The sequence below is a fragment of the Prevotella sp. CAG:255 genome (assembly GCF_000431195.1).
GTDB lineage: Bacteria > Bacteroidota > Bacteroidia > Bacteroidales > Bacteroidaceae > Prevotella > Prevotella rara.
Genome location: NZ_HF986820.1, coordinates 81,622 through 103,535 on the forward strand (window position 1 = coordinate 81,622; position 21,914 = coordinate 103,535).

19 protein-coding genes and 1 tRNA gene are annotated in these 21,914 nt (G+C 47.5%); 10 read left to right on the forward strand and 10 right to left on the reverse strand.

The window, feature by feature from the left end:
* The 7 genes from rodA to QVO66_RS09425 all read right to left on the reverse strand — a co-directional run.
* Positions 1 to 1,201: rod shape-determining protein RodA (rodA, locus tag QVO66_RS09395; RefSeq protein ID WP_288172781.1), on the reverse strand; the 1,201-nt coding region annotated here is incomplete at its 3' end.
* Positions 1,182 to 3,035, reverse strand: coding sequence for a penicillin-binding protein 2 (mrdA, locus tag QVO66_RS09400; RefSeq protein ID WP_021855232.1), 1,854 nt, complete (start codon positions 3,033 to 3,035; stop codon positions 1,182 to 1,184). The genes mrdA and rodA, both read right to left, overlap by 20 nt.
* A gap of 27 nt (positions 3,036 to 3,062) precedes the next feature.
* Positions 3,063 to 3,563, reverse strand: coding sequence for a rod shape-determining protein MreD (mreD, locus tag QVO66_RS09405; protein WP_021855233.1), 501 nt, complete (start codon positions 3,561 to 3,563; stop codon positions 3,063 to 3,065).
* 16 nt (positions 3,564 to 3,579) lie between these two features.
* A complete protein-coding gene (gene mreC / locus QVO66_RS09410; RefSeq protein ID WP_021855234.1) occupies positions 3,580 to 4,443 on the reverse strand; it encodes a rod shape-determining protein MreC in 864 nt (287 codons plus the stop codon).
* A gap of 3 nt (positions 4,444 to 4,446) precedes the next feature.
* Positions 4,447 to 5,469: a rod shape-determining protein gene (locus QVO66_RS09415; RefSeq protein ID WP_021855235.1), complete on the reverse strand. Its 1,023-nt coding sequence runs from the start codon at positions 5,467 to 5,469 to the stop codon at positions 4,447 to 4,449.
* Positions 5,470 to 5,579: 110 nt separating this feature from the next.
* Entirely contained in the window at positions 5,580 to 6,173 is a 594-nt protein-coding gene (locus QVO66_RS09420) for an IMP cyclohydrolase (RefSeq protein WP_021855236.1), read from the reverse strand.
* Between the two features lie 1,071 nt (positions 6,174 to 7,244).
* Positions 7,245 to 7,318, reverse strand: a tRNA-Met gene (locus QVO66_RS09425).
* Between the two features lie 130 nt (positions 7,319 to 7,448).
* Here QVO66_RS09425 and QVO66_RS09430 point away from each other — a divergent pair.
* The 10 genes from QVO66_RS09430 to QVO66_RS09475 all read left to right on the forward strand — a co-directional run bounded on the left by QVO66_RS09430 (position 7,449) and on the right by QVO66_RS09475 (position 18,300).
* On the forward strand, positions 7,449 to 7,847 hold the full coding sequence (locus tag QVO66_RS09430) for an START-like domain-containing protein (RefSeq protein ID WP_021855238.1): 399 nt from the start codon (positions 7,449 to 7,451) through the stop codon (positions 7,845 to 7,847).
* A 303-nt stretch (positions 7,848 to 8,150) separates the two neighbouring features.
* On the forward strand, positions 8,151 to 10,070 hold the full coding sequence (locus QVO66_RS09435) for an LptF/LptG family permease (protein ID WP_082335109.1): 1,920 nt from the start codon (positions 8,151 to 8,153) through the stop codon (positions 10,068 to 10,070).
* A gap of 26 nt (positions 10,071 to 10,096) precedes the next feature.
* A complete protein-coding gene (locus tag QVO66_RS09440; protein WP_021855240.1) occupies positions 10,097 to 11,305 on the forward strand; it encodes a bifunctional 3,4-dihydroxy-2-butanone-4-phosphate synthase/GTP cyclohydrolase II in 1,209 nt (402 codons plus the stop codon).
* Positions 11,306 to 11,427: 122 nt separating this feature from the next.
* On the forward strand, positions 11,428 to 12,621 hold the full coding sequence (locus tag QVO66_RS09445) for a pyridoxal phosphate-dependent aminotransferase (protein ID WP_021855241.1): 1,194 nt from the start codon (positions 11,428 to 11,430) through the stop codon (positions 12,619 to 12,621).
* A 215-nt stretch (positions 12,622 to 12,836) separates the two neighbouring features.
* Positions 12,837 to 13,670 carry a MotA/TolQ/ExbB proton channel family protein gene (locus QVO66_RS09450; RefSeq protein WP_021855242.1) on the forward strand — a complete coding sequence of 278 codons (834 nt, stop codon included), beginning with the start codon at positions 12,837 to 12,839 and terminating at the stop codon, positions 13,668 to 13,670.
* Positions 13,671 to 13,699: 29 nt separating this feature from the next.
* Entirely contained in the window at positions 13,700 to 14,311 is a 612-nt protein-coding gene (locus QVO66_RS09455) for an ExbD/TolR family protein (protein WP_021855243.1), read from the forward strand.
* Positions 14,312 to 14,314: 3 nt separating this feature from the next.
* Positions 14,315 to 14,962 carry an ExbD/TolR family protein gene (locus QVO66_RS09460; RefSeq protein WP_021855244.1) on the forward strand — a complete coding sequence of 216 codons (648 nt, stop codon included), beginning with the start codon at positions 14,315 to 14,317 and terminating at the stop codon, positions 14,960 to 14,962.
* Positions 14,963 to 14,992: 30 nt separating this feature from the next.
* Positions 14,993 to 15,820, forward strand: a complete 828-nt coding sequence (locus QVO66_RS09465) for an energy transducer TonB (RefSeq protein WP_021855245.1) — start codon at positions 14,993 to 14,995, stop codon at positions 15,818 to 15,820.
* Between the two features lie 9 nt (positions 15,821 to 15,829).
* A complete protein-coding gene (locus QVO66_RS09470) occupies positions 15,830 to 16,789 on the forward strand; it encodes a PstS family phosphate ABC transporter substrate-binding protein (RefSeq protein WP_021855246.1) in 960 nt (319 codons plus the stop codon).
* Positions 16,790 to 16,893: 104 nt separating this feature from the next.
* On the forward strand, positions 16,894 to 18,300 hold the full coding sequence (locus QVO66_RS09475) for a tetratricopeptide repeat protein (RefSeq protein WP_021855247.1): 1,407 nt from the start codon (positions 16,894 to 16,896) through the stop codon (positions 18,298 to 18,300).
* A 461-nt stretch (positions 18,301 to 18,761) separates the two neighbouring features.
* Here the strand turns inward: QVO66_RS09475 and QVO66_RS09480 are convergent, their stop codons facing one another.
* Genes QVO66_RS09480 through QVO66_RS09490 form a run of 3 tightly spaced genes read right to left on the reverse strand, consistent with a single transcriptional unit; the run spans position 18,762 to position 21,622 of the window.
* Positions 18,762 to 19,232 carry a gliding motility lipoprotein GldH gene (locus tag QVO66_RS09480; protein WP_021855248.1) on the reverse strand — a complete coding sequence of 157 codons (471 nt, stop codon included), beginning with the start codon at positions 19,230 to 19,232 and terminating at the stop codon, positions 18,762 to 18,764.
* Entirely contained in the window at positions 19,229 to 20,437 is a 1,209-nt protein-coding gene (locus tag QVO66_RS09485; RefSeq protein WP_021855249.1) for a PSP1 domain-containing protein, read from the reverse strand. The genes QVO66_RS09480 and QVO66_RS09485 overlap by 4 nt, the downstream gene beginning before the upstream one ends.
* Positions 20,438 to 20,482: 45 nt before the next feature.
* Entirely contained in the window at positions 20,483 to 21,622 is a 1,140-nt protein-coding gene (locus QVO66_RS09490; protein WP_288172782.1) for a DNA polymerase III subunit, read from the reverse strand.
* Positions 21,623 to 21,914 lie beyond the last annotated feature (292 nt).

Sequence of the window (21,914 nt, forward strand, 5' to 3'; positions counted from 1 at the left end):
CGCCTGCTGAACCGAGGAAGCCTTCTTCTTCTCCCACGGTGCAGAAGATGAAGTCGGTGTCCTGTTCGGGCACGAATTTCAGCTTGGTCTGTGTGCCGTTCAGAAATCCTTTGCCTTTAAGTCCGCCCGAGCCTATGGCTATCTCGCTCTGGTGGACGTTGTATCCCGCTCCGGCAAGGTCTTCGTCGAGGCCAAGCAGAACGTTGATACGCACCCTCTGGTGGGGCTCCATGATATTGTTGAGCACATAGTCGGCCGAATAGAAGAAGGCTATTGAGCCGATTGTGAACAGCAGGATGTAAAGATAGTGCTTTATGCGCCTGTTCATCCAAAGGTAGACCAGATATCCCACAAGACCTGCGCTGACAGCCAGCTGCACCCATACGATGTCGAACGGGATGACGAACACGGCGAAAAGAAGTGCAAGGAGAGTTATGCCTACAGAGTAGACAAGTATGGTCAGGGCCTGCTGCTTGTCCTTGCAGTAGACGTAGACCATGCCCGACGTGAATATCTGTACGAGCAGCAATACGGCAAACTTGCCTATTGATGTCGTAGTGTCGAACATCAGAGCTTCCTCGTAACGTATGCCCACAACGAAATAGATAACCATTGCAACGCCCGTGAACAGCACGCTGCCGGTCATTCCTTCGCGGTAGAACATGAGGAAGAAGGATATGTAGACCAGTGCCGAGCCTGTTTCTTTCTGTGCCACGATGAAGAGCATCGGCAGCAATACCACCGCGAAGGCGGCCGCCATGTCTTTCCATCTGTGCATGTTGAAGCCGTAGGTGCTCATCAGTTTCGACACGGCAAGGGCTGTGGCAAACTTGGCAAACTCGGCAGGCTGCAGTCGCAGCGGGCCAAGCACGAGCCATGAGCGCGAGCCTTTTATCTCGTGGGGGTTGAATATCGTTGCAAACAGCAGCAACAGCAGTATGGCGTATATGATATAGGCGAACGTGTCGTAGAAGCGGTCGTCGAGCATCAGCAGCACGAAGCCGAGGCAGATAGACGTGCCTATCCACACTATCTGCATGCCCGAGCGTGTGCTCAGACTGAATATGTCGGTGTCGCCGTAGGTATAGCTTGCACCGCACACGCTCAGCCAGCCGAATGCCAGCAGAGCCAAATATATGCCTATCGTCCACCAGTCGAGCGAACGAAGTACGCTTGGTTGTTTATCTGTTTGCTGCCCCATAACTTATACGTCTGCGCTGGAAGTCGGTCGCCCTCTTCTCTGATTCGGGCGAGAGCTTGCCTTTGATATACTGTTCCATCATAAGTGCGCCGATAGGCACACCATAGTCGGCGCCGAATCCGCCGTTTTCAACATACACGGCGATGGCTATCTTAGGATTGTTCATCGGCGCGAAGCCCATGAATATAGAGTGGTCTTGTCCGTGGTTCTGTGCCGTACCGGTCTTTCCGCACACCTCATAGTCGGCCCTGTCGGCGGCGCGGCAGGTTCCTCCGGTTACTGCACGCCTCATGCCTGCCACGATATATTCGTATGCCCTGCGGCTGGCTTTTGTGTAATGTTTCTCTCTGAACTTGGCTTCGAGCTGTTCGCCTTTCACCTTCTTCACCACGTGCGGTGTGTAGAAGTATCCGCGGTTGGCTATCGTTGCCCCGAGGTTGGCTATCTGCAGCGGCGTAAGCAGCACCTCGCCCTGTCCTATGGCGATGCTGATTACGGTCAGGGCATTCCATGAACCCCTGTATGCCTTGTCGTAATATTGTGCGTTTGGTATCAGGCCTCGTTTCTCTCCGGACAGGTCGATGCCCAGTTTGTAGCCGAATCCCATGCTCACCATGTAGTCGCGCCATGTGTTCATGCCTTCCTGTACATTCTTGTATTTCTTCCTGTTGCCGAGCATATAGTAGAGTCCCCAGCAGAAGTAGCCGTTGCAGGATGTTCCTATTGCGGGTACTAGGCTTATAGGTGAGGCGTGGCCGTGGCATCCTACGTGTAGTCCGCGGCAGTAGAATCCGTGGTGACAGGGGAACGATGTTCCCGGGCCGATTATGCCTTCTGTAAGGAAGGTGAGGCCTTGTGTGGTCTTGAATGTTGAGCCCGGAGGATACATACCCATGATTGAGCGGTTGAGCAGCGGCTTCCACGGGTTGCGTGAGAGCATGGCGTGCATCTTTCCGCGCTTGCGTCCAGTTACCGTCCTCGGGTCGTATGTAGGCGATGATACCATGCACAGCACCTCGCCGGTGGACGGCTCGATGGCCACGATGCTGCCTATCTTTCCCTCAAGGAGCCTCTCGCCCAGTGCCTGCAGCTTTATGTCGAGGCTCAGAGTGAGGTCTTTGCCCGGCACAGGCCTGCGGTCGAACTTTCCGTTCATGTAGCTGCCCTGTATCCGGCCGTGGGCGTCGCGCAGCATTATCTGCACGCCCTTCTCGCCGCGCAGCTGCTTTTCGTATGACTTCTCCACGCCCATCTTGCCTATGTAGTCGCCGGGCTGATAGTAGGAATCTTCCTCTATGTCGGCTGCCGACACTTCAGCCACGTCGCCAAGTACGTGTGCGGCATACGGCATGGTGTATTGTCTTACGCTTCGGCGCTGTACGTAGAAGCCCGGAAAACGGTAAATCTTTTCCTGGAATACGCTGAACTCTTTTTCTGACAGCTGGCTCATGAAGAGCTGCTGCGTGAAGCGTGAGTAGCCGGGATTCTTGTTGCGGTCTTTTATCTCCTCCATTCTCTTGATGAAAAACTCTTTTGTTATGCCAAGAGAATTGCAGAATTCGGTGGTGTCGAGTCTTCCTTTCTCCTCGTTCATCACCACCATTATGTCGTAGGCATTCTGGTTGTATACGAGCAGTTTGCCGTTTCTGTCGGATATGACGCCACGCGCCGGAAACTCAACTTTCTTGAGGAAAGCGTTGCTGTCGGCGTTTTTCTTGTAGTCGTCGCTCATTATCTGCAGCGTGAAAAGGCGTATGATGTAGACGGTGACTATGAATATAGCCACTCCCGCAATGACATAACGTCTGTATTCAAGTCCGTATTCCTTGTCCATAATCCGGCCTTTCCTGCTTTTAGAACATTATCTTTTTCTGACGTTTTCGATTACAATTATCAGGATTACGGTGAGCACGGTGCTTCCACCGATGTTTTTGAGCCATTGCAGCCAGTTGAAGAAGTTGAACGACTCAATGGTGAAGAATATGATATTGTAAGCGAAAACGCATATTATCGTGTAGTAGATAAATTTTGCCATGCCCAGCGATCTTATCGTAGGCTTGAGGTCTTCAGGCGAGTCACGCTGTATGAACAGATTGAGGACGTATGGCTGCATCAGGCCGAGCAGTGTGGTCGACGTTGCCGCCACGCCCGGAGTGTTGGAGAAAATGTCGATGCAGAGACCTGTGAAGAAGCTCCAAAGCAGTGTGCCCCATCGGGGATAGTCGTGTCTGAACAGCAGTATGAAATATACATACAGCAGCGGCGTGGCGCAACCGAACAAGTTGATGTGGTTGAGCACCAGGGCCTGTGCCAGACATAGGATGATGAATGTGAGAAACTGTTTTATTATTTCTATGTTCATTCTGTTGTCGTTATCCTTAGTTCTGCTTTATTTTTAATGAGTCTTCAGCCGAGCGGAGCAGGTTGATGCGCTCCTCCATTGCCGAATTGTCAATGATGCATACGTCGCGGATGTTGCCGAAATCAGTTGTAAGACGCACCTGTATTCTGTAAGAGAGTCCGTCGTGCGAGTTGTATACGTGCAGTATCTGTCCTACGATAATGCCCGGAGGGAATATCGAAGAGTAGCCGCTCGTCTCAACAAGGTCGCCGAGACGGAAGTGTGCGTGGCGCGGGATGTCGTCTACATAGGCCAGCTCTGCCGCACCGCCTGTCCAGTGCAGATATCCGTAATAGCCGCGCTTCTTGATGGTGACGCTGATGTTCGACTTGGAGTTGAGCACCGGTATGACCACAGAATAATGCTCTGACACCATGTAAACTACGCCCACGACGCCGTTTCCACAGGCCACGCCCATGTCCTTGCGCACGCCGTCGGCCGAGCCTTTGTCAAGGGTTATAAAGTTGTCTCTCTTGTCGATAGAGTTGGTTATAACCTTTGCCGGTATGAGCTTGTAGTCTTTCAGTATCTCCATCTGTGCGCGCTGAAGGCGTGTAGAGTCGCCCGTGTTGCTCTTTATCTGTTCAGACAGCTTCCTTACTGTCTGCTCGAGATAAAGGTTGCGCGTATTGAGTTGCTGGTTTATCTTTGTCAGGTTGAAGAATGTCTTCACTGCAGCGTCCCATTCGTATACCTTTCCGGTTACGGCATTGGCCGACGAGAAGAACACGCTGCCCTGATAGCTGTTGAATCTGAACAGCAGCGTCAGGCTGATAACTTCAAGTATGACAAAGAGAAACCAGTGGTTATATTTCGCAAGAAATTCCAGTAGGTTGCGCATGGCTTATCTCATCAAGAACGAGAAGCGGTCAACGTTCTTCAATGCAATACCCGCTCCTTTTGCTACGCTGTGCAAAGGATCGTCGGCCACGTGGAACTGGATGTTAATCTTGTCGGTGAGACGTTTGTCGAGACCTCTGAGCAGTGCGCCTCCTCCGGTGAGGTAGATACCGTTCTTTACGATGTCGGCATAAAGCTCAGGCGGAGTCTTCTCGAGAGCAGAGAGCACGGCGTTCTCTATCTTGGCGATGGTGCGGTCAAGACAGTGTGCTATCTCCTGATAGCATACGGGCACCTCCATAGGCAGGGCCGTAATCTTGTTAGGTCCGTGTACTACATAGTCTTCGGGAGCTTCTTCTCCAAGGTCTGTCAGTGCCGATCCTACGTGTATCTTGATGCGCTCGGCCATACGTTCGCTGACCTTGACATTGTGCTGGCGGCTCATGTACTCCTGAATTTCGGCAGTGAGGTCGTCGCCGGCAGTGCGGATAGAGTTGTTCGACACGATGCCTCCGAGAGAAATTACGGCAATCTCGGTGCTTCCGCCGCCGATGTCGACAATCATGTTACCTTCGGGAGCTTCAACGTCGATGCCGATGCCGATGGCAGCAGCCATAGGCTCGAATATGAGGTAGACGTCGCGTCCGTCGGCATGCTCGGCAGAGTCGCGCACGGCGCGCAGCTCAACTTCGGTAGAACCAGACGGCACGCCTATCACCATGCGGAGTGAAGGCGAGAAGAAACGTCTTCCGGTGTGTACCATCTTGATAAGTCCGCGCATCATCTGCTCACAGGCAGTGAAGTCGGCTATGACGCCGTCGCGCAGCGGGCGTATCGTGCGGATGTTGTCATGAGTCTTCTCATACATCATCTTAGCCTTTTCGCCTACGGCTATCATTTTGTCTGTGCGGCGGTCGAGCGCTACTACAGACGGCTCGTCAACAACAATCTTGTCATCACTGATAATGATGGTGTTGGCCGTGCCGAGATCCATTGCGATCTCCTGGATAAAAGAAAAAAATCCCATTACTTGATAAAGTTTATAGCTATAAATATAATTTTATTGTCTCTTCTTGAAGTCTTACGTCTTTCGCCCTGCAGGGCGAAAGACGTCGAGCGGATTGTCTTGTCTGTGTCTTATTTTTCAAACCATTCGTGAATGGCGGTGTCGTAGTGGCTGCTTACGCCGAAGGCGCGTGTAGCCAGCATGCGGCGGTCTTCGATGTCGGTCTGTGCGCCCTTCTTGTTGAGGATGTCGAGCAGCACGCCGTATTCAGCCTTGCTGGGCACGATCACCACGTCTTTGAAGTTCTTTGCTCCGGCGCGTATCAGAGATATTCCGCCAATGTCTATCTTTTCGATTATGTCGGCCTCAGAAGCTCCGCTTGCAACGGTCTGCTCGAAAGGATAGAGGTCTACGATAACCAGGTCGATTTCAGGTATTTCATACTGCTTCATCTGCTCCTGGTCGCCTTCGTTGTCGCGGCGGCCGAGGATGCCTCCGAATACTTTGGGGTGAAGAGTCTTCACGCGTCCTCCCAGGATAGAGGGATATGTCGTTACGCTCTCTACGGCCTGGCATTCATATCCGAGCGACTCGATAAACTTCTGTGTGCCGCCTGTAGATAAAAACTTTACTCCTTCTTCGTTCAGCTTAGCCAGCAGCTCGTCGAGTCCGTCTTTGTGAAACACGGACACGAGTGCGGTCTTGATTCTTTTTGTTTCAGCCATGTCTTTAAAAATTATCTGTTTTTTAGAGTGCAAAGTTACTAAAAAACGTTGATTTTACAATATATTTCAACCAAAAATTATAAATGTTTTGATTTAGGACAATAAATGCGGGCAGTGCATGGTGTTTTGGCGTTTGAAATGTGTTTCGCCGGGTTTTGCCGGGCCTTTCCGGCTTTGGCTGCGCCGGACTTGTCTTTTTGTGGTATGCTGCGTCATGTCTGTATCGTGTTTTGCGTGTATGTTATGGCACGTTGCTGTGCATCTTATGACCTGATACCAAGTGATTTGGCAGTCTTCCGTCCGTATGCTTTGATGCTTGTTTCTGTTCCGGCTGTTGTCTGCCTGCGGTCAGGTTCTGTGTCGTAGGGTGTAAGCATTATGGCTGTTTTATGGTGCAATGTGTCATTATGATTTTGTACGCGTTTCTGCTCGAAATAGAATTTGTGCAGCCGTTGTTTTGCGGCTTGTTCGGAATTTTCTTTACGAAACAATGCAAAAGCATAGGTTTCACATTTCCGTTTGATGCCTTTCGCTATGTAAAAGGCAAGCTTTCGCGTCCGTATTGACCGGCTTTTGCTGCTTGAAACGTGGCTTTTCGTACTGCTTTCCAGTGATTTTTATTGCACATTTTGTCTGTGCCCTTCGTATCGTCCGGTATTACAGTGTTTTATGATTGCACACGATTTGCGCGTTATTTTAAGCCGTATGCGTGTCTGTTTCTGAAAAGCTGAGTTCTGAAGTGTTATTGCAAATCAAAAAGCAAGCGTTTTGCGGCTTATTCTGTCAATGTGTCGTGTGCTGCTGTGGCTTGTCTGATAGTGGTTTATCTGTTACTGCTTGATTTTATTGTCTGTTGTGGTCGTCTTGTTTTGTTATTTATTTTGTGCTTTGTCTGCTTCGGGGTTTCTTTTGTGTGAGCGGCAACTTGTTTTACGTGCAGGCTTTGTCCGTTCATGCGTCAACCGGTTGCCGGTCTTTTTTTTGTTGGTGCGTGTGGGGAGGGTTGGGGCTTAAATTGGCTTAAGAGAATGTAAAATAAAAGAGCCGCAACGTCTGTTGCGGCTCTTGTTGTAGCGGGGGTGGGACCCGAACCCACGACCTCCGGATTATGAATCCGACGCTCTAACCAGCTGAGCTACCCCGCCATCATTTTTCTTTGCGGTTGCAAAGGTAATACAATTTCTTTAAACACCAAAAAATATTTCAACTTTTTATCAAAATCTTATGCAAAAGGCGTAAATTTGTGGCAAATAACCAATGAAATGCCTTTAAACTATGGAGAAAAACAAAGTAAACATTGAACATGAGCTGCGCTCTAAGTCGGCCGGATTTATATGGTCGATGCTGAGCACGCCTGAAGGATTGGCCAAATGGCTTTCGGATGAAGTAAGGCTTAATGGCGATTTGTTTACCTTCACATGGGGTAACGTGTGGAGCGACCATGAGATAAGAACTTCGGCTGTGATAGACAAGAAAAAGTTCGACTATATACGCTTCAGATGGTGCGGCGAGGAGTATAAGGACACGTATTGGGAACTGAAAATGAACAAAAGTGACGTAACGGGTGATTTTGTCCTGATGATAACCGACTTTGCCCCCGAGGGCGAAAAGGATACCGTGGTGGATATCTGGCAGGCAAATCTCAGTGCGCTTAGACGGGCTACGGGGCTTTAGAAGCTTCGTAGCCTTTGTTTTTTGCGTGTCCGTCATCCCGCGTTGTGCGGCTTCGCGGCTCTCGCCGGCATATTGTTTCGTGCCGGTGTCCGTGGCTTTGGCATGCCGTTTGCATGCGCTTTTAGGGCGCGGTGCCGTGCCTTGTGCTGTTGACTGCTTTGCGTTGCGGCGTGGCAGGATGGCGGTGCCTTATACATCTTTTATTAAATAAAAAACGCAAAACGTTGTGGTTTGTGATATTTTTGTGCTAATTTTGCAAGCTGGTAAATCTGCTGTATAAATGTCAGAATTAGCATAAAAATGATTCTTAGAGTCAAAAAATTAGATAAATTTATCGCAAAACAGTTCGGACTCCTCTTTGTCGGAACGTTCTTTATATGTCAGTTCGTGCTGATGATGCAGTTTCTTTGGCGCTATGTCGACCAGCTCATCGGTAAGGGTCTGACCATGGACGTGCTGGCCCAGTTCTTCTGGTATATGAGTCTTATGCTCGTGCCGCAGGCGCTTCCGCTGGCCATCCTGCTTTCGTCGCTTATCGCCTTCGGTAACTTGGGCGAGAGCAGCGAGCTTACGGCCATCAAGGCTGCGGGCATATCGCTTATGCAGGCGTTCCGCTCGCTTGTGGTCATCGTCATATTCATAGCCTTGGGCTCTTTCTATTTTCAGGACGTAGTGGCTCCGAGCGCCAACATGTCGTTCTCGAGGCTGCTCCTTTCCATGAAGCAGAAGAGTCCCGAACTGGAGATTCCCGAGGGCATATTCTATGACGGCATTCCGCAGTGTAACCTTTATGTGCAGAAAAAAGACATAAAGACAGGCATGCTCTACGGTGTGATGATTTATAAGATGACCGACAGCTATGACGATGCCGCCATAATTCTGGCCGACTCGGGCATGCTGCAGTCTACGGCAGAGAAAAAGCATCTTGTGCTTACGCTGCACAGCGGCGAATGGTTTGAGAACATGAAGTCGCAGGAGTTTTCGGCAGGCGTAAGCGTGCCTTATCGCCGCGAGACCTTTGTCAAGAAGAGAATAGTGCTCGATTTCGATGCCGACTTTAACGTTGCCGACGCAAGCGCGCTCTCGAACAACGCACGCGGAAAGAGCATCGGACAGATCAACCGCGACGTCGATTCGCTTAACCACGTGTACGACAGCGTTGGCCGTGTGTTCTACAAAGATGCCAAGATGTCGTATTATTCTCCCGTGGCTGTGTCAAAGAAAGACTCTCTGAGAGCCGTCAAGATGGCCGGGACAAAGACTTACAGCTTCGACTCTGTCTACTCGAGACTTTCTGCCGACAGAAAGCTTGAGGCTGTTGATGCGGCCCTCAGCAAGGTGCAGCGCGAAATGAACGACCTCGACTTTAAGGGCATGATAACGGCAGACGGCGACAAACTTATACGACAGCACAAGATAGAGGCCATCAACAAGTTTACTTTGTCGCTTTCGTGCCTGATATTCTTCTTTATCGGTGCGCCCCTGGGCGCCATCATCCGTAAGGGCGGACTTGGCGTTCCGGTGATTATCTCCGTGCTGGTGTTCATCGTGTATTACATTTTCGAGAATACGGGCTACCGCATGTCGCGAGGCGGTATGTGGGCAATATGGTTCGGTAAGAGCATCGCTACGGCTGTGCTTACGCCGCTCGCAATATTCTTCACATACAAGGCCAACAACGACTCTGTCGTGTTCAATCTCGATCTCTACCGCAACTTCTTCATGAAGATATTCGGACTCAGGATAAAGCGTGCCGTGTTCAAGAAGGAGGTTATAATAACCGATCCCGACTATGCGGCCGACTCGGCAACTCTGACCGAAGTGAACCGTGAGATTGGCGACTATGCCCGCGAACACAATCTTTGGCTTGCGCCTAATATAATTAAGGTGTTCTTCAAGTACAGGCCTGACCATACAATCGAGGAAATCAACGAGAAGATAGAGACTGTCATCGAGGATTTGTCGAACACGAAGGACAAGGTGATACTTTCATGTCTTAACGCCTATCCTTTCATGGCAGTAAAGGCACATACGCGCCCGTTCGACCGCAAATGGATGAATGTGGTTGCGGCAATCATCGTTCCGGTGGGCCTGTTCCTCTATTTGCGCATGTGGCGCTTCCGCCTGCGGCTCATGCGCGACCTGAAGGTCATCAGACAGACCAATGATGCCGTGATAGCACGTATAGAAGAGTTAAATAGCTCAGGCACGTCAAAGGCCTGATATATATAATAAGGTAAACGCTGTTTATGGAAAATTTAAAAATTAATACAATCGAAGAAGCTCTTGAGGACTTCAAGAGAGGCGAGTTTGTAATTGTCGTAGACGATGAAGACCGCGAAAATGAGGGCGATCTTATTATTGCCGCTGAAAAAATTACAGCAGAGAAGGTTAATTTCATGCTGAAGCATGCTCGTGGCGTGCTCTGTGCGCCGATAACGATAAGCAGATGCGATGAGCTTGACCTTCCGCGTCAGGTTGTAGAAAACACTTCTGTGTTGGGCACTCCTTTCACTGTTACAGTGGATAAGCTCGAAGGCTGCTCTACCGGCGTGTCGGCTCACGACAGGGCCGAGACAATTAAGGCTCTTGCCGATCCGGAGGCTACGCCAAGGACATTCGGACGCCCTGGCCACGTAAATCCCCTTTACGCACAGGACAACGGCGTGCTCAGAAGAAGCGGACACACGGAGGCAACAATAGACCTCTGCAAGCTCTCTGGCCTTTATCCGGCAGGTGCGCTGATGGAGATAATGAACGACGACGGTACGATGGCACGTCTTCCGCAACTCGTGGAGTTCGCAGCAAAATATAATCTTAAAGTCATAACAATTAAGGACCTCATTGCATACAGACTGCAGCGAGAGTCGCTGATAAGCGTAGGCACTATGGTGGATATGCCGACTGAATACGGACATTTCAAGCTTGTTCCGTTCCGTCAGACCAGCAGCGGACTCGAGCACATGGCCCTGATAAAGGGTGAGTGGAAAGAAGACGAGCCTGTGCTCGTGCGTGTTCATTCTTCATGCGCCACCGGAGATGTATTCGGAAGCATGCGCTGCGATTGCGGCCAGCAGCTGCACAAGGCAATGCAGATGATAGAGAAAGAAGGCAAGGGCGTGCTGATATATATGCAGCAGGAAGGACGCGGCATAGGACTTATGAACAAGATTGAGGCCTATAAGCTGCAGGAAGAAGGCCTTGATACCGTTGATGCAAACATACATCTCGGATTCAAGCCCGATGAGCGCGACTACGGCTGCGGCGCGCAGATGCTGCGCAAGCTCGGCGTGCACAAGATGCGACTTATCACCAACAATCCTACAAAGCGTGTAGGCCTTGAGGCTTACGGCCTTGAAATTGTTGAAAATGTTCCAATCGAAATAACGCCTAACGAGTACGATTATAAGTACTTGAAGACAAAAAAAGACCGCATGGGGCATACTTTACATTTGTAATTGTAAAAAAAACATTTGTAAAAAAATCATTTTAATAATTGGAATAAAAATATAACATCATTTATTTTTATAGAACGAATAAATTGCTTAAATTTGCAGGAGCATAAATTTAATATATGACAATGGCACAATTATCAGACCGTCTTAATCGCTTGGCACCTTCAGCCACTCTCGCCATGTCACAGAAAAGTGGCGAGATGAAAGCACAAGGTATTGACGTTATTAATATGAGCGTGGGTGAACCAGACTTTAACACGCCAGACCACATTAAGGACGCTGCCAAGAAGGCTGTTGACAACAACTTCTCAAGATATTCACCTGTTCCGGGATACATGGATTTGAGAGAGGCTATTGTTGCAAAGCTTAAGAATGAGAACGGCTTAACATATACAGTCAATGAAGTATTGGTGTCTAACGGCGCAAAGCAGAGCGTTTGCAACGCTGTGATGGCACTCGTTAATGAAGGTGACGAAGTTATCATACCGGCACCATATTGGGTTAGTTATCCGCAGATGGTTAAACTGGCAGGAGGAGAGCCTGTAATTGTAGAGGCAGGGTTCGAGCAGAACTTCAAGATGACTCCGCAGCAGCTTGAGGCGGCTATTACACCTAAAACTAAAATGCTGATATTGTGCTCTCCGAGTAATCCTACTGGAAGCGTCTATTCAAAGGAAGAGCTCGAAGGACTGGCTGAGGTCATAAAAAGACATGAAGACCTGTATGTCATTGCCGACGAGATTTATGAGCATATCAACTATATTGGCAAGCATAACAGTATAGCGCTTGTTCCCGGAATGAAGGAGAGGACAATTATCGTAAATGGTGTGTCAAAGGCTTATGCAATGACCGGATGGCGTATCGGATATATTGCTGCTCCCGAATGGATCGTGAAAGGCTGCAACAAGCTTCAGGGACAGTATACCAGCGGTCCTTGCTCAGTTAGCCAGAAGGCTGCAGTTGAGGCATACACTGCTTCGCAGGAGTGTGTCGAGACAATGAGACAGGCATTCCATCGCCGTCGTGACCTTATAGTAAAACTTGCAAAGGAGATTCCGGGCCTTGAGGTTAATGTTCCCGAAGGAGCTTTCTACCTGTTCCCGAAGTGCAGTAATTTCTTCGGCAAGAGCTATGAAGGGCATGTCATAAATACTTCTACAGACCTTGCGATGTATCTGCTTGAAGTGGCTCACGTAGCTACAGTGGCAGGCGATGCTTTCGGCGATCCTGCTTGTTTCAGAATGAGCTATGCCACAAGCGACGAGAATATTTGTGAGGCTATGAGGCGTATAAAGGAGGCGCTGGCTAAGCTTAAATAACAGCCGAGATAACGATTGCACAAATATATTTTAATGTAAAATACAGAGGAAACGCTGTTAAAACTTATTAATAAATCTTCTTATTGATCATTAATTGTTATCTTTGTGCAGTCTTATTTGGGATCTTGTTTGCAAATATAGGGAAAAACTGTAATTTCATTAATCGGAAACTTTATAACTTAAATTATTAATAACTAAAATTTAAATTCAAAATTATGGCAACTACACAAAAAGCAGCAAGCCCTACAAAGAAAAATCAGGGCTTCCAAGGTATTAGAGCAGCGATCTGGGTTATCGTTGTATGTTTCGTTATTGCGCTTTGCATTTTCAAGTATCTGCTTGGTAATCCGGCAAACTTCGCAGGTAACGATCCCGCAGGTCACCCGACAAACTTGCTCGGTACAATTTACAAAGGTGGTGTTATCGTGCCTATCATCCAGACACTTTTGCTTACTGTAATCGCTCTGAGCATCGAGCGTTGGATCGCTCTTCGTTCTGCATTCGGAACAGGCTCACTTGCTAAGTTCGTTCTTAACGTTAAGGCTGCTGTAAGCAAAGGCGACTTCGCTGAAGCACAGCGCATCTGCGACAAGCAGAGAGGTTCTGTTGCTAACGTTGTTTCTGCTTCTATCCGCGCTTACAAGGAAATGGAAGCTACAGCAGGCATGAAGAAGGCTCAGAAGGTTTCTAAGATCCAGCAGGCTCACGAAGAGGCTACTCAGCTCGAGATGCCTACACTGCAGATGAACCTTCCTATCATCGCAACTATCGTTACACTCGGTACTCTTACCGGTCTTCTCGGTACCGTTATCGGTATGATTCGTTCATTCCAGGCTTTGGCTGCCGGTGGTGGTGGTGACTCTCTGGCATTGTCTACAGGTATTTCTGAGGCTTTGATCAACACCGCATTCGGTATTTTGACTTCTTGGGTTGCTGTTATTTCTTATAACACATTCACAAACAAGATCGACAAGCTGACATACGCCCTTGATGAGGTTGGTTATTCAATTGCTCAGACATACGAAGCCAATCACGCAGACGAAGCTTAATTTTACTAACCCTTTAAAATTTTATTACTATGGGTAAAGTAAAAATTAAGAAAAAAGCGATCTGGATCGATATGACTCCGATGAGCGACGTGATGGTCCTCTTGCTTACATTCTTCATGTTGACATCAACATTCGTTAAGAATGAGGCAGTTAAGGTTCTCACGCCGGGTTCGGTATCGGAGCTAAAGGTTCCGGAGAATAACGTCTTGAGCATACTGATCGACAGTAGGGGCAAGGTGTTCTTGGGCTGGGACAAACCTGGCGATATGGAGGCCGCGCTCAGCACTATGGCTGATCAGTTTGGCGTAAGCCTTAACGGCACTCAGATGAAAAACTCTCGCAGCGCAACCAATATCGGTGTGTCTATGGAAGATATGGGCGCATTCCTGAGTCAGGATGCAGCTCACATGAACGACTATCAGAAAGATAAGGGCGTTCCTACAGACAGTATCGACGGCGGTATGAGCGAGTTCCAGTTGTGGGTTAAGACAGTTACTGACAACAACTCAGATATGAAACTGGCTATCAAGGCTGACGAGAAGACACCCTATAAGGTTATCAAGAAAGTAATGTCTGAACTTCAGGACATGAATCAGAATCGTTACTATCTTATCACTTCTTACAAAAAAGTGGAGGAATAAGTCATGGCAAAGCAGAAAGAAAGCAAACAGAAGAAGATTGACCTACGCGTAGACTTTACGCCTATGGTGGACATGATGATGCTTCTTATCACATTCTTCATGCTGTGTACGTCATTGAGCAAGCCTCAGACAATGCAGCTGACGATGCCAAGTAACGATGAGAACGTGCAGAAAGAGGACAGAACTGCTACCAAGGCTTCGCAGACTATTACAATCTACGTTGCAGGTAATGACAAAATTTATTACGTAGCAGGTATTCCTAATTACAATGATCCTAATTGCCTTAAAGAAACAACTTGGGGCAAGGAAGGTATCCGTAAGGTCCTTATCAACCATGTCACTGAAGACGGTACCATACCGGTGTCTACGATTATGAAGGCTAAGGCCGAGCTCGACAGCAAAAAGTTGAGCAATCCTGGAAAATACCCAGATTCTGTATATAATAGAGAATTGGAGAAGCTGAAAAATGGTGAAGTTGACGGGCAGAAGATTCCTACCCTGACAATCATTATCAAGGCAACTGACAATGCTTCTTATAAGAATTTGGTTGATGCTCTGGATGAGATGCAGATTTGCAGTATAGGTAAGTATGTCATCGATAACATTACTCCTGAAGACAAAGGCCTTCTTACTAAAAAAGGAGTGAAGTAATCGTTGAGTAACATTTAAAATGAAAAGACAATGTCAAAAATAGATCTTATATCTAATGCATGGTGTGACCTCGTGTTCGAGGGAAAGAACCAGGCATATGGAGCATACAAGCTCCGTAAGGGTACCGCAAAACGTAACCTTTGGTCTATCATTATCGTACTTATTGCTGCAGTTGCTATTTTCTCGGCTATAGCTATTAAGAATGTTATTGAGGCGAACCAAAAAGTTGCGATTGTCACTGAGGCTAAATTGTCTAAAATAGACAAGACGCCGAAAGTTGAGAAGAAAAAGGTAACTCCTAAAATCGAGCAGCCCAAAGTTGTAGAGAAGGTAAAGAGCTCTATCAAGTTTACTGCTCCTGTTATCAAGAAGGACTCTGAGGTAAAGCCTGAGGAGGAAATGAAAACTCAGGAAGACCTTCAGAAGACAAAAACTACTATCGGTGCGTTCAACGTAGTTGGTAATGACGAAATTGGCGGCGAGGTGCTCAAAGCTAAGGAAGAAATTGCCCAGCCTGAACCTCCAAAGAACGAGGAGGAGAATAAGGTGTTTGACGTGGTTGAAGAGCAGCCTTCATTCCCTGGTGGACAGGGCGCTTTGATGGCTTGGCTGAGAGACAACATCAAATATCCGGTTGTTGCTGCTGAGAACGGTATCCAGGGTAAGGTTATTGTACAGTTCGTTGTAGGTAAGAATGGTTCTATTTCTAATGTGAAAGTCCTGAGGTCTGTTGACCCGTCTCTCGACAGAGAGGCTGTGCGTGTTGTTAGCAGCATGCCTAACTGGACTCCTGGAAAGCAGAACGGTACGTCGGTTAACGTAAGATATACGTTGCCAGTAACATTCAAACTGCAGTAATTACGTGATATGAGAAGAAAACTATTCTACAATTTGGTAGGATTGATGCTGCTGTCGGGCATGTTGGCCGCTTGTGCCGACAAACCCAAAAGCGGCAGAACAGATACTTATTCGTCAGGAGCGATTTCGTTCGCTTCTGACGAAAGTTTTAGTCCTATAATCGACGAAGAAGTTCAGGTCTTCGAAAGTATATATCGGGATGCCAAGCTTACTCCGATTTATACAAATGAGTATGATGCTATAAAGATGCTGATGAATGATAGTCTGCAGCTGGTTATTGCATCAAGAAATTTCACAAAAAATGAGTTGGAGAATCTAAAGTCACGCAATTATTTGCCCGTGGCTATACCTTTGGCTTATGATGGCTTGTCGCTTATCATAAACAGAGAGAATAAAGATTCTTGTATTTCTGTCAAGAACATAAAGCGTGTTCTCAGCGGAGAGGCAAAGAAATGGAGCGATATAGTTCCCGGTTCAAGTCGCGGCGAGATACTTGTGGTGTTTGACAACAGCAAGTCGAGTACGGTTTCATTCTGTGTTGACTCGATATTGGACGGAAAGCTGATAAACAGTCCGAACATTGTTGCCACAAACACGAGCAAGGAGGTTATCGATTATGTCGAGAAAACTCCTAATGCCATTGGTATCATCGGTTCAAATTGGCTTAATGACAAGCGCGACACAACGAACACTACATTCAAGAAGAATATAACTGTTATGTCGGTAAGCAGGTTTGACTCGGCTACAGCCATGAATAGCTGGAAACCATACCAGGCATACTTACTCGACGGACGTTATCCGTTGGTAAGAACGATATATGCATTGCTTAATGACCCTATCAATGGTCTTCCATGGGGCTTTGCCCATTTTATAGAGCAGCCTAAGGGACAGCTGATAATATTCAAGTCAGGCTTGTTGCCTGTACGTGGTGATATTACAATAAGGTCAGTAAATGTAGGTGATGATTAAACCTTTGCATCCTGAGGCAGTCAATATTAATAAAGGCTGCCTTGTTTATGCAAACGGTTCTGAGTGAGAAAACTTAAACTATTTACAATTTAATTATAGCGATTATGAATGCGATTAAATATTTATTGGCTGGAGCCGCTCTCACATTGTTTTCGGCTCCTATGATGGCGCAGGACGTACAGTCTCAGATTGACGCCATTACTAAAGTTATTGTTAACAGCAAGTCTAATCCTGATGCTGCTAAGGACCAGGTTAAGGACTTTATCAAGGAAAACAAGAAGAATGCAGTTGCTATTGCAGGTGTTGGCCGCGCATATCTCGACATTAAGGACACTCTTAATGCCAAGAAATATGCAGAGATGGCTATCGACCGTGACAAGAACAACGCTGCCGGTTATCTCCTTATGGGTGATATCGAGGTTGTAAACAATGATGGCGGTGCTGCTGCAACATGGTATCAGCAGGCTACTCTTATGGATCCGAAGAATCCTCAGGGCTACATCAAGTATGCAAATATTTACCGTAAGCGCAGCCCGGAGCTTTCTGTCCAGATGCTCGAGAAACTTCGTACAGTTCAGCCTGATTATCCTGTAGATGCTGAAGCAGGACACTTCTTCTATACAGCTAACCGCTTTGACAAGGCCATTGAATATTTCTCAAAGGTTGATCTGGGCAAATTCAATGAGAACTATCTGACAGAGTATGCAACTGCCACATATCTTTCTTCTGATTCAAAGAAGAGCCTTGAGATTTCTCAGTATGGTGTTCAGAAGAATCCGCGTGACGCAGCCATGAACCGTCTCTGCTTCTATAACTACACAGACCTCAAGGATTATCCTAACGCCTTGAAGTATGCTGATGCACTTTTCAACAAGTCAGACAGCGCTAAGTTCTCTGCTCGTGACTATCAGTATTACGGATATGCACTGATGGGTGACAGCGCTTTCGACCAGGCTATTGCTCAGTTTGAGAAGGCACTTGAACTTAACTCTTCACTCAATGATGTTAAGAAGCAGCTTTCTGATGCATATATTGCAAAGAAAGATTATGTTAAGGGACTTGCTCTTTATGATGAATATCTGAAAGCTGTTGAGAAACCTTCTGTAGGTGATATCGACGGATTGGCTAAACTTTATGCTGATCAGGCTGCAAGTATTGCAACTCTTAACGAAGAGAAGATTGCTGCTTTGAAGAAGGCTGATGAGGTTTATGGCATGCTCGGAGAGAAATATCCTACCAACCTGCTTTATGCAACAATAATGAGAGCGCGTATCAACTCACAGCTTGACCCGGAAACAACTCAGGGCTTGGCTAAACCTTATTATGAGCAGTATATCGAGTTGGCTAAGAAGGAGAATCCTGATAATCCGAAGCTTCTTATTGAGCCTTACTCATATCTCGGATATTATTATTACATAAAAGAGGACAAGGCTAATTCTGATAAGTATTGGAAACTTATCCTCGAGATAGATCCTAATAACACTACTGCAAAGCAGGCATTGGGTATCTAATAAAGTAGTAACAACAATACGTAGTTTACATAAATATAGCCTCTGGCGCATTCTAATGCACCAGAGGCTTTTATTTTGTATTGTATGGGTAATTTTATATATGGCAGCTATTTGGCTGATGCAGAAAAGAAAATCCACCATTTCCCGAAAGATGAGAAAATGGTGGATTTTGTTAAATTTATACCTTAATGTGTATTCGACAGCAAACCTTGACTTTTACTCCAAATTGTCTTTATGTTTCGGCCGGATTGCCCGTTTTACATTGATTTTATTGCCATTTGCTTATTTCAGACGCAAACCATGCCAAGGCGAAGCAGATTGTATGCCCGCTATGTGGGATAAAAGCTGTATGAAACTTCTTAAAAACTGAAAATCAAACTATAGATGCCTAGATAAACTCTTAGTTTGCAGAGTGAAGCGTTCGGGCTTAAACTCCTTTTAGGTATTTAGGTGCCCTATGTTCAGCGCTTTGATATCTTCAGTCCTATGTCCGAAATGCCGGGCATAATCTCGCGCTTCATGATATGGCGGACGCATATATGAAGCGAATCGCCTTTGCGCAAGTCTATGTCAGAAACAATGAAACTATACTGAAAGCAGCTTACACCACGTCCGAGCACGTTACCTTTGTCATCAGCCAGCCTGCAGTTCACGGTGTCTGTATATAGCATGTGTCCCGGTTCCACGGTGCGGTCGACAACAAGGCTCAGGCCGGTGAAGGGGAACGAGGTGCTGGTGCGAAGTCCAAGTTCAAGACGGTAACGGCCAGACTCCTTCATTGGAGGTACGTCGAAGGCCAGAGTATCGTTCTTTTCCCATCCTGTCAGCTGAGTATGGTTGTATTTGTCGTACACAACATCGCTGTTACATGAGTACAAAGCCATGGCCACGCAGGCCATGGCTGTAAATATATGTAATCTTAATCTCGTCATTGCTTGTCTGCCTTCTCTTGCTTTTCGGCTCCATGAGGCTTCTGCTGTCCTTTCTCGGCCTGAGCCTTGCCGCGTCCTTTTGCTGAAGCCTGGCGTGCCGGGCGGTTCTTTGAACGGCGCTTCTTCTTGCTCTTGTCAAAACGCGTAAGACTCTCGTTGGCCAGCAGGTCAGCAGGATGACTGCTCTGTTCCTTTATGTTGCCGTCGCTCTGCAGCGACATGGGCTTTTCGCCCCTTCTGTTCATGTCTATTATGTCGAGCGCTCTCTTTGCTGTTATTGTCTCGAGGTTGGCCGGCACCTTCTTGTCTGATGAATATGTTACAAGTCCGGCAAGGATGTCAGACTTGAACAGATAATATTCGCCGTCTTGTGTCTCAAGCACAACTTCGCGGCTTGGCAGCCTGCGGCTCGCCTCGATATAGTTGTCAACCTCGTAGTTAAGACAGCATTTCAGTTTTGCACACATACCTGCCAGCTTCTGCGGGTTTAGTGATATTTCCTGATAGCGGGCTGCACCAGTGCTTACCGACACAAAGTTTTTCATCCAGGTGGCGCAGCACAGTTCACGGCCGCACGGACCTGTGCCGCCAATACGTCCTGCCTCCTGACGCGCTCCGATCTGTTTCATCTCTATGCGCACGTGGAATGTCTCTGCCAGCACCTTGATAAGCTGGCGGAAGTCTACTCGTTCGTCTGCTATATAATAGAATATAGCCTTGTTGCCGTCGCCCTGATATTCAACGTCGCCAATCTTCATCTGCAGATTAAGGTTCTTGGCTATCTGTCGGCTCTGTATCATCGTAGCGTGCTCGCGGCTTTTTGCCTCGCGGTATTTTTCCATGTCCACGGGCTTTGCTATGCGGTATATGCGCTTGATGTCGTCGGCCGATTTCAGGTTGGCCTTCTTTATCTGCAGCTCTACCAGTTTGCCGGTAAGCGTAACTACGCCAATGTCGTGCCCCGGGTTAGCCTCTACGGCAACGATGTCACCCTTTCTGAGGTCAAGGTTGTTGACGTTGTGATAATATCCTTTGCGGGTGTTCTTAAACTGCACCTCAACAAGGTCAGTACTTTGGGCGTTGCCCGGTACGTCTGCCAGCCAGTCGTAGGTGTTCAGCTGGCGGTCCTGCCGGCCACATCCTCTCAGGCACAGACCACGGTCGCACCCGTTGTATATAAAGAATTTCTTGTTTTTATAATCCATCTGCTGTTGCAATTAAAATATATATATGTTATTTCGGCATATTGCCTACGGTTTTCTGATAAGTGAAACTATGATGTGCGTTGCCATATCGAAGAACACTATTTTCGGATTTGCGTTTTGTCCTATGTCTCTTATGGCGCGGCTCATTAGTTCTGAGAGCTCAATGACATTGGCCTCGTTGACAAAGCGCGCAAAGTTTCGCGCAAAGTTTTCCTCGTCCTGCGTCATATAGTTGAGTTCGCCTATGCGGAAGTTGTAGACAAAGTTTTCTCGAATCAGGTGTACAAAATATGTGAGCATCCTGCGCTGGCGTTCACGCCCGTATGCCGCAGCCGTATCGCTCCATTTGCGCAGCTCCTTGATGTTGCGCGTATAGGCAAGTCTCATCAGGCTGACAAACATGTCGAGAAATAGCTTTTTCTCACTGTCTGAGTTGAGAGCTTCGAGAGCGTTAAGCCAGCTTCCGTTTGCGGCTCGTGCTATGCGGCGCGCTGCGTCTGCATCTATGCCCCTGCGGTCAATGAGAGCAGTCTCGATGCTTTCTGTCTCAATGCGCTTAATGTCTATGCGCTGGGCGCGACTCCTTATGGTGTCCAGCAGCTTTTCGGGCTCTTCGCACACCATTATGAACACTGTCTTGTGTGGAGGTTCCTCTATAATTTTCAGCATCTTGTTGGCGCATTCGGCGTTCATGCGTTCAGGCAGCCATATTATGCACACCTTATATCCGCCCTGACTCGACTTCAGACTAAGCGCACGCATCACCACATCGCTTTCGCCCACACCCATCTGAGCCTGCTGGTTGGCCGCACCCATGGCCGCAAGCCATTGGTCCATTGTGAAGTATAGCCCCTGAGACAGCAGATGGCGCCACTCGCCCGTAAAGTCCTCACTCGACATCTTGTGTTCAGAGCCGGTGCCCGACGGACGTATGACAGGGTAGGAGAAATGAAGGTCAGGATGAGCCAGCTTATCTGTCATGACGCACTGTCGGCAAGATCCGCAGCAGTCGTCGCCCGAATTGTTCTCGCACAACAGATATGAAGCAAAGGCAAGGGCCAGAGCCATTTTGCCGCAGCCTTGCGGGCCGCACAGCATAATGGCATGAGGCACACGGTCTTCTGCAACCATCTGCCGCAGACGCTCTTTGGCGTCGTCCTGTCCGATAACTTCGCTGAACTTCATGTCTACAAAATATGCAATTTGGTGCAAAAATACAGAAAACCGCCGTAATAAACGAAAAAAATAAATTAATAATGAATAATTATGACAACCGGTAGCGCGAAATTTATTACCTTTACAGGCAGAATAAACACAAGTGGTACGCCCTTCTCCTAGCAATACATCGTCTGCCGATAATCGGCAAGATGCTGTGTCAAATACAAAAATACATCGAAACACACAATAAAACATAGGGATTAGGGTTTTATAAACGTAATAAAACGGAATAATATTTATCTTTAACTATAATTAAAAT